This is a genomic window from Ramlibacter sp. WS9 (genome assembly GCF_003797765.1).
GTDB lineage: Bacteria > Pseudomonadota > Gammaproteobacteria > Burkholderiales > Burkholderiaceae_C > Ramlibacter.
The window spans coordinates 1-7,722 of sequence record NZ_RKMB01000063.1 but is presented as its reverse complement, the minus strand read 5'-3'; the positions used below and the strand labels follow the sequence as shown (position 1 = coordinate 7,722).

Genomic DNA, 7,722 nt, shown 5'->3' with positions numbered 1-7,722 from the left:
CGACCCCCGCGCCCGAGCGCCCCGATCTGCCCGACCACCTTTCCGTCGATCCGCGCAGCCCGCATCACAAGCCCTTCGTCTTCGAACACGAGATCGGCATCCGCCTCAACGGCAAGGACCGCCATGACGTGGAGGAGTACTGCATCTCCGAAGGGTGGGTGAAGGTGCCGGCCGGCAAGACGCTGGACCGCAAGGGCCGGCCGCTGCTGATCACGCTGAAGGGGAAGGTGGAAGCGTTTTATCGCTGAAGCGCAAATCCGGCATTTACGCTTCACCATTGAAGCGTAAATGGTCGATCTTGAGGAACTGCAGCTCTCGGGCTGGGCCCAGGAAGCCGTCGCCACGGCGCAGATCGAAGGGGAGGTGCTGCAGATCAATTCGGTGCGTGCATCGGCCGCACGCCGCCTGGGCTTGGCCCACGCATCAGCCGCCGCGCGCGACGCACGCTCCGAGGCAACCTTGGACGTACTGCAAGCCGCCGTCAGCCAATGGCAACGGGGCCTGACCGAAGAGGACCTGTTCGGCTGGCACGCCGCGTTGTTTCCCACCGGACGCAGCGGGCTCACCCGCATTGCCGTTGGCACCTGGCGCGCGCATGCGGAACCCATGCAGATCGTCACACCGCGCCTGGGCAAGCCCGACGTGGTTCACTACGAAGCGCCGCCATCGGCCGACGTGGCCGGGCACATGCGGCAGCTGCTCGAATGGTTCAACGTAGTCAGCGTGCAGCACGGCATCGACGGGCTGGTGCGCGCGGCGATCGCGCACCTGTGGTTCGAGGCTGTGCACCCCTTCGAAGACGGCAACGGCCGCATCGGCCGTGCCATGGCTGAACTGGCCCTGGCCCAGGACATGCGCAGCAGCCAGCGCCTCTTCAGCCTTTCAGCTCAGATCGCGCAGCAGCGTACCGGCTACTACGCCCAACTGCAGGCCGCCACCGGCCAGGAAAAGCTGGACATCACGGCGTGGGTGCAATGGTTCATCGGCCGAATTCAGGGGGCCTTCGAAGCAGCGACTGAGCAGATGCAAACCGCGCTGGCGCGCAACCGCTACTGGACCGAAGTCAATGCGCACCACCCTGGCTTGACTCCCGCGCAGCGCAAGGCGCTGACCCGCTTGCTGGAAGCGCAGCCCGAAGGGTTTGCGGGCGGGATGAGCACCGAGAAATACGTCAACCTGACGGGCGTGTCGCGGGCCACCGCGTATCGGGAGTTGACGCAGCTCGCAGAGATCGGCCTGCTGGAGAGATCGGGACAGGGCAGGGGCACGCAATATGCGTTGGTTGCCTAGCTGTGAAGGTTCAATAGTTATTGCGGGCGACGGCACCGGCAACATCCTCGGCAACAACCAAGACACTAACGTCGTCCAAGCTGCTGCGCCTGCTGACCCCCCGCAACAAAGGTGCACGACATCAGCGAAGGATCCCTTTCCGCTTAGAAGAAAGCAGCCATCTGCGAGTTGAAGCTGAGCTGGCCGAGATCGATCATTCCCGTGAACTTGATGATTTCGTCCGAGGCCGGCACAAAGGTGGGCGCCACACTGTTGTTGACCACCATGTATGCGTCCCCACCAAACCGAAACCAGCTGATGGTGGCGTAGGGATTGGGTTGCAGCGATGCAGCAGCGTTGAGATAGGCTTCGAAAGTGGCGCCAGTTCCCAGGTCCAGCCGATCGGGAAGCCACGTGCCGTAGTCATCAGGGACAGGGTTGCTCGGGCTGGGGTGGCTGTGGTTGAACACGACGGAGCGAATCACCAGCGTATCGCTCCCCTTCGTGAAGTCCTCGATCGTGACGTATTCGATCTCGACACTTGGCCCATTCACCTTGAATTGATCCTTGCCGAGTCCACCAACGAGGGTGATCTGCTTGCCGCCGCTCAGCAAATCGTCGCCAGCGCGGCCTTCCAGCCTGCCGCTGCCGCCCGCCGCAAGCGTGTCCGCTCCCGATGACCCGACGACTGTGGTTCCTGAAGACGTGCTGACGCCCATGCCGAGTCCCGAATAGGCAGAGACATCGACCCGATCCGCGTGGGTCGAGAGCAGATAGTCGCTTGCCGAGCCAAGCACTGATACAAGCTCGAGTTCGGAGTCTCCCAGGTCGACGTTTTCGGAGAACTGTGTCCTTGACGACGACGAATTCAACTGCAGCCGTTCAAACCCCTCCAATTGAAGGTGGGTGAAGTTGAACATCGCCGAACCTGGCAGATAGACGCGCAAGTCATCCTGCGTGGTGGCGGAGTCCTGCGACTGCACGGTGATGCCGTAGGCCTGGGAGCCCGTGTAGAGGCGCAGCGCTGTATCGTCCCCGACGTTGGTGAGCGTGACATCGCCCGACAGCGAACCGAAAATGATCTCGGCGTAGCCGCCCGCGTCGATCGCGCCGATGGCCTGCTGCTTCTGAAGCAGCCTGGCCTGCGCAACCGAAGCGTCTTCTTTGGAAACTCCAGCGAGTACCTCCGTGGCATTTGCCAGCGAGCCGCCGTGTTCACCAAAAAACTGCGCTGCCTCTGCCCGGTTGTTGAACAGCGCAGCGCTGGCAATCCCGGCGGCGTTGGTGCCTGCGTAGTGCGCGATCACGTCGATCATTTCCGTGATGACGGAACCGGCCGTGGCTCCGGCGACGTTCAGCTTGCCGGTCCAGAATGCCAGGCCTTCCGCGTCGGCGGTGCGCCCCAGAACATTGACGTAGAACGACGCGATGATCTGCTCGTTACTCAGTCCTGTCGGAAAATAGTTGCGGGCAGGCGTGACCCCGAACATCGAGTCGGCGACCCGGGTCATCGATTGGCCTGCAACCAGCAAGCCGCTCCAGAAATCCAGCCCCGCTGTATCGGGGGCGCGCCCGAACATGGCGACGTAGAGCTGCGATACAGCGGTGTGAGTTGCCGTAGTGGTGGACATTCGACGCTCAGGTGAAGGCTGCAGTTCCCGTGTCGTAACTGAGCTGGCTCAAGTCGATCATGCCGGTGAACTTGACGACGTGATCACGCTCGTCGAAAGTCGGTGACCACCATGCGTTGTTGACAACCATATAGGCGCTTCCGCCAAACCGAAACCAGTTGAGCTCCGCGTAGAGCTGGTAAGTCGCTGACGACGCGGCTGCTGCGTCCAGGTAGGCCTGGAAAGTTGCACCGGCGCCCAGAATAATTGGCGTCGAGTTCCATGTGCCATGGTGGGGGATGGGGTACTGCTGGCCTAGCGACTTCCAGTCCGTGACGAGCGAGGACATGTACAACTTGTCGCTGCCTATGGTGAAGTCTTCGATGGTCACGTATTCAAGCGCGGAGGCAGGGCCGCCCACATTGAAGCTGTCTTTGCCCGCCCCACCGACGACAGTGACTCGTCCGCCCGCCGACAGTATGTCGTCGCCGCCGCGCCCCTCCAGCCAGCCGCTCCCAACTGCGGTAAGTTTATCGGCGCCGGATGACCCGACAACGCGCGTCCCCGCGGCCGTGCCTGCGCTGAAGTCACTTCCCGAAAATGCGGACGCATCGACCAGATCGGCCTCGCTCTGAACGTAATAGAGGTGGCCCGTCCCCACCACCGAAATGAATTCGAGATCTGAATCGCCCAGCCTGACGGTTTCAGTGAACCACCGTTGGGTCGACTCTGAGACGAGTTGCAGCCGCTCGAACCCTTCCAGATGAAGGTTGGCGTAGTTGTACATCGAAGATCCTGGCAAATAAACGCGAAGATCGTCGGCTGTACCGCTGGCGTCGAGCAACGCTACGTCGATGTCGTAGTCCATCGAGCCCGTAAGCAGACGCAGCGTCGAACCGTCCAGGACGTTGGAGATTGCGACGTCGCCCGACAACGAGCCGATGACGATTTCGCTGTACCCGCCAGCATCAATCGCCCCGATGGACTCCTGCTTGTGGAGCACTCTTGCCTGCAGTACCGACGCGTCGTCCTTCGTCACCCCCGCAAGCACGGCGGTCGCGTTGGCGAGCGAGCCGCCGTTCTCTCCGTAGAACTGCGCCGCTTCTGCGCGGTTGTTGAACAGGTTCGCGCTGGTGATGCCGGCTGCATTGGTGCCCGTGTAGTGCGCGATGACGTCGACCATCTCCGCAATCACAGAACCAGGCGTCGCGCCCGCTGTGTTGAGCTTGGTCGTCCAGAAGGCCAGCCCCTCCGCGTCCGCTGTGCGGCCAAGCACGTTGAGATAGAACGAGGCAATGATCTGCTCGTTGCTCGATCCGTCCGGAAAGTAGTTGCGGGCGGGAGCGACGCCGAACATGGTGTCGGCGATTTGGGTCACCGATTGACCGGCGCCCAGCAGTCCGGTCCAAAAGTCCAATCCGGCGGCATCGGGTGCCCGGCCGAACATGGCAACGTAGAGTTGGGACACGCTGGTGCGCATCGCGGCAGTAGTCGACATGTAATCCCTGGTTAGAAGTGTAAGTTTTTTGGAAACGCAGGGGATTATCTTTGAAGCCCGGATTCTTATTGATGAGCAGATGCGCAAAGTCTGGCTTCGTTTGCTCAAAAACAACGCATCGGGATGACCCATGTAGGAGAGAGCGCCACGCGCAATGCGGTAAGTGACGGCACGGCCTCACGGCCGGGCAGGCCAAGGTGGCTTCATCTACAACTCGACCGAGAGGCCGCGATGACTGACCCAAGAAACAAGATGCACGACAAGCGCGTGCAGCAAGAGAAGAAGCACAAGCACCAGGAGATGAAGCCCGGTGCTGCGGAGAAAGTGCAGCCCGGCAAGAAGCCCCAGATGATCAAGGAACAACTGCCGCTGCAGCCTGAGACCCAGGCCGACGCCGACGAAGAACAGTTGCCGGGCAGCCCCAGCTAGGCCGCGCGCCCGAACACCAGCAAGAGGTTGTTGGCCGGCATCTCGTGCCGTGCCCGCAGCGTCAGCCCTGCGCGCTGCGCCTCTTGCGTCACGTCCTCAATCCGCCGGACGCCCCAGGAGGGGTTGCGCTGGCGCAGGCTTGCGTCGAAAGAGGCATTGCCCGGCGACGTGGTCACGCCGTCTTCCAGGTAGGGCCCGTACGTGATCAAGACGCCCTGCGGCGCGAGATGGCGCGCGCTGCCTTGCATCAGCGCAGCGCAGGTTTCCCATGGCGAGATGTGCAACATGTTGGCGCAATAGATCGCGTCGAAGCGTTCGGTGAAGGCCGCGCCCTGCGACGGCCACTGCGGCGCCATGACGTCGAGCAACACGGGCGCGCGCACGTTCGTGGCGCCCGACTGCGATGTCCAAGCCGCGATGGCGGGCAACGCATCGGCATCCGCATCGGTGGGCTGCCAAGTCCACCCCGGCAAGGCCGCGGCGAACCACGCGGCGTGCCGGCCGGTGCCCGATGCAATCTCCAGCGCGATGCCACGTGCAGGCAGCACTGTGCGCAGCACATCCAGGATGGGCTGCTTGTTGCGGTCGGCGGCGGGGCTGTGGGGTAGAGGTTGCATGGTGCCGCTCACGCCCGCAGAAACAGGGCAGGGTCCACCATCGTGCGATTCAGCATCACGCCGAAGTGCAAGTGCGGGCCGGTCACCCGGCCAGTTGCGCCCACGGCGCCGAGGCGGTCGCCCTTGTGAAGCAAGTCGCCCGGGTTCACGTCGATGGCGCTCAGGTGGCAGTGCAGCGTGAGCAGGCCGCCGCCGTGGTCCAGCCACACCGTGTTGCCGTTGAAGAAGTAGTCGCCTGTGTCGATCACGCGCGCGGGCAGCGGCGAGCGAACCGGCGTGCCCACGCCCGCCGCGATGTCCATGCCCGAGTGCGGCTGGCGCGGCTGGCCGTTGAACACCCTTCGCAGGCCGAATGAACTGGAGCGCGGGCCCGGGACGGGCACTTGCATCGCCAGCGCATCGGCCGAAGGTTCGGGACGCGAAAACGTGGCCCTCACGACGGCCTGATGCGCGCGCTCGCGCTCGAAGCGCGCCTCGTCCTCGGGCGAAAGATCCACGTGCTTGCCGTCGACACTCAGGCGCTGCTCGCGGTATTGCTTGGTTTGGACGGTATAGGCAATGTCACGCGCAGCGGCGCCCGTTGATTCCACGGTGATGGACGCCGGCCCGGGCGTTGTCGCCAAGGGGATGCCAACCAATGCAGTCCAGGCGGAAGGCGATCCAACCACGAGCAGAGGAATGTCAGCGGCTCGCGCGACAGGGCGATCGGCCGCAGCGCCCAACGGGATGCGGGCTACGCCGCCGGGGACGGGGAGCGCGCGCGGCAATGCCGTGTGTGCGCGATTCGGTTTCGGCTTTGCAGAAGCCGGGGCTGCCACGACGGCTGCGAGTGTCGAAAGAAAGAGTCGGCGGTGAAGAGGCATGACCCGAAGTTTGGCACGCGCCGCAGTGGCGGCAAACTGTCTTGTATGCTCTAGCCACCAAAATATTCAGGAGGATTGCAATGGATGCGTTGATGGGATCGATTCAGCTGGTCGCGTTCAATTTCGTGCCCCAAGGCTGGGCGGAGTGCAATGGGCAGTTGCTGACCATCCGGCAGTACCCAGCACTCTTTTCTCTTCTTGGCCCCCAGTACGGAGGCGACGGCCGAACGACGTTCGGCCTTCCCAATCTGTCAAGCCCGGTTGCCGGCCTGCACTTCGTCATCGCGACCCTGGGGACGTTTCCCCAGCGTTGATCGGCAGGCCCAGGCGGGCGGTTTCTACAATCTGTGCTTCACCCAGAAATGCACATGGAAACCATCAACCCCGCCTCCATCGCCCGCGTCGTCGTCTTCGGCGGCCTTGTCATCGGCCTGCTGCTTGGCCTGGTCGGCCAATCGACCCGCTTCTGCGTGCGCGGCGCCATCGCTGATTGGGTGCAGTTGGACATGCGCGAACGCTTCGCCGGCTGGATGCTGGCCGTGGGCGTGGGTGCTATCGGCTTGCAGGCACTCGCCACAACGGGCCTTGTGGACGCGTCCCGCACGCTGGCATGGAGCCCGCGGCTGGCCTGGGCATCGTGCCTTGTGGGCGGCTTGATCTTCGGCTACGGGATGATCCTGGCCGACGGTTGCCCGCAACGCAGTTTGGTCAAGGCGGGCTCCGGCAGCTTGCGGTCCGCATTGGTGGTCGTTGTCGCCGCACTCGCCGCGGTGATGACGCTGCGTGGCGTGCTGGCCCCGGTGCGCGCGAACCTGCTCGACGCTTGGTCGGTGCAACTCCAGGGGCCGCAAAGCGTGAGCCACGTGCTGGCATCGGCCACGTCCATTTCGGCCGTCACATTGGGTTGGGTGCTCGCAGCGCTGGTGTTCGCCATCACCGCAGGCTACGCGTGGCGCAAGCACCGCGGCGCGCTGCGTGAAACCTGGATCGGCGGCGTCGGCGTCGGCCTGATCCTGATCGCGGCTGTCTATCTCACGGGCCGCTACGGCTTTGTCGCCGAGCACCCCGAAACACTGGAAGCCGCCTGGCTCGGCACGCAATCGAACCGGCCCGAGGGCCTGAACTTCACCGCGCCGTTGGCCAGCGCGCTGGACCTGCTCACGCTGTGGACCGACAAGGCCACCGTGCCCACCTTCGGCGTGATGCTGGTGCTGGGCGTGCTGATCGGCGCTTATGTCAGCGCCAAACTGCGCCGCGAATTCAAGCTCCAAGCGTTCGATTCGCCCCGCGAGTTCGCCGAACACGTGATCGGCGCTGTGATGATGGGATTCGGCGGCGTCACGGCGCTGGGCTGCTCGATCGGCAACGGCGTCACCGGCATGGCCTGGCTGTCTTCCGGCTCGATCCTGGCGGTGGTGGGGATTTCCGGTGGGGCC

General features: G+C 63.8%; 8 protein-coding genes and 1 pseudogene. 5 read left to right on the top strand and 4 right to left on the bottom strand.

Translation table 11 applies throughout. The features are described from left to right. Window positions 1-26: 26 nt before the first annotated feature. Window positions 27-248 carry a DUF3297 family protein gene (locus tag EEB15_RS32685; protein WP_141514178.1) on the top strand — a complete coding sequence of 74 codons (222 nt, stop codon included), beginning with the start codon at window positions 27-29 and terminating at the stop codon, window positions 246-248. Window positions 249-288: 40 nt separating this feature from the next. Further along, entirely contained in the window at window positions 289-1,290 is a 1,002-nt protein-coding gene (locus tag EEB15_RS32680) for a Fic family protein (protein ID WP_141514176.1), read from the top strand. A gap of 143 nt (window positions 1,291-1,433) precedes the next feature. On the opposite strand, the gene EEB15_RS32675 is transcribed toward EEB15_RS32680, so the two are convergent. Together EEB15_RS32675 and EEB15_RS32670 are read right to left on the bottom strand one after the other, a co-directional pair. Next, a complete protein-coding gene (locus EEB15_RS32675) occupies window positions 1,434-2,900 on the bottom strand; it encodes a DUF4214 domain-containing protein (protein WP_141514175.1) in 1,467 nt (488 codons plus the stop codon). A 7-nt stretch (window positions 2,901-2,907) separates the two neighbouring features. Beyond that, window positions 2,908-4,377, bottom strand: coding sequence for a DUF4214 domain-containing protein (locus EEB15_RS32670; protein ID WP_158290309.1), 1,470 nt, complete (start codon window positions 4,375-4,377; stop codon window positions 2,908-2,910). Between the two features lie 231 nt (window positions 4,378-4,608). On the opposite strand from EEB15_RS32670, the gene EEB15_RS32665 reads away from it, so the two are divergent. Next, the gene (locus tag EEB15_RS32665; protein WP_141514173.1) at window positions 4,609-4,806 is read left to right on the top strand and encodes a hypothetical protein; all 198 of its coding nucleotides are present in this window, start codon (window positions 4,609-4,611) and stop codon (window positions 4,804-4,806) included. Here the strand turns inward: EEB15_RS32665 and EEB15_RS32660 are convergent. After that, the gene (locus EEB15_RS32660; RefSeq protein ID WP_141514172.1) at window positions 4,803-5,423 is read right to left on the bottom strand and encodes a DUF938 domain-containing protein; all 621 of its coding nucleotides are present in this window, start codon (window positions 5,421-5,423) and stop codon (window positions 4,803-4,805) included. The genes EEB15_RS32665 and EEB15_RS32660 overlap by 4 nt on opposite strands. 8 nt (window positions 5,424-5,431) lie before the next feature. Next, window positions 5,432-6,286 carry a M23 family metallopeptidase gene (locus EEB15_RS32655; RefSeq protein ID WP_141514171.1) on the bottom strand — a complete coding sequence of 285 codons (855 nt, stop codon included), beginning with the start codon at window positions 6,284-6,286 and terminating at the stop codon, window positions 5,432-5,434. Between the two features lie 80 nt (window positions 6,287-6,366). Here EEB15_RS32655 and EEB15_RS32650 point away from each other — a divergent pair. After that, window positions 6,367-6,537, top strand: a pseudogene (locus EEB15_RS32650) (phage tail protein); the annotation flags it as partial. Between the two features lie 117 nt (window positions 6,538-6,654). Next, window positions 6,655-7,722: YeeE/YedE family protein (locus tag EEB15_RS32645; protein WP_233259721.1), on the top strand; the 1,068-nt coding region annotated here is incomplete at its 3' end.